Source organism: Gillisia xinjiangensis (genome assembly GCF_046298265.1).
Lineage (GTDB): Bacteria > Bacteroidota > Bacteroidia > Flavobacteriales > Flavobacteriaceae > Gillisia > Gillisia xinjiangensis.
The window spans coordinates 1-581 of the sequence record NZ_JBKAHK010000083.1 but is presented as its reverse complement, the minus strand read 5'-3'; the positions used below and the strand labels follow the sequence as shown (position 1 = coordinate 581).

1 protein-coding gene is annotated in these 581 nt (G+C 62.3%); it reads left to right on the top strand.

Annotated elements, in window-relative coordinates; all coding sequences use genetic code 11:
• The coding region (locus ACKGJN_RS16595; protein WP_409540679.1) for a nitrilase-related carbon-nitrogen hydrolase at positions 1–458 on the top strand (458 nt) is incomplete at its 5' end.
• Between the last annotated feature and the right edge of the window lie 123 nt (positions 459–581).

Here is a 581-nt window from a genome sequence, read left to right as displayed (position 1 = left end):
AGAAGTTTTTCTTCCAGCCCGGCAACTCCGGCTGGCCGGTGTTCGAGACGGCCTATTGCCGCCTCGGCGTCTACATCTGCTACGACCGACACTTTCCCGAGGGCTGGCGCGCGCTGGCCTTGAACGGCGCCGAGTATATCGTCAATCCCTCGGCCACGGTGGCGGGCCTCAGCCAGTATCTCTGGAAGCTGGAGCAGCCGGCCTCGGCGGTGGCGAACGGCTGTTACATCGGGGCGGTGAACCGGGTCGGCACGGAGGCGCCGTGGAACATCGGCAAGTTCTACGGCTCCAGCTATGTGGTGAGTCCGCGCGGCGAGTTCCTGGTCGAGGCCAGCGCGGACAAGGACGAGTTGGTGACCGCCGACATGGACATGGACAAGGTGCGCGAGGTCCGCAATCTCTGGCAGTTCTTCCGTGACCGCCGGCCTGAGACCTATGGGCCGTTGACCGCGATTTAGGGGAGCCGGTGCACGGCAGCTTGCATTCCCGGATCTTTGGTCTAAGTGAAGATCGAATTAATTCAAGAAGATCGAGGGAGCGTACAAAGATGCGTGCAGCAATTCTGGCCGCCGGTTTCGTGC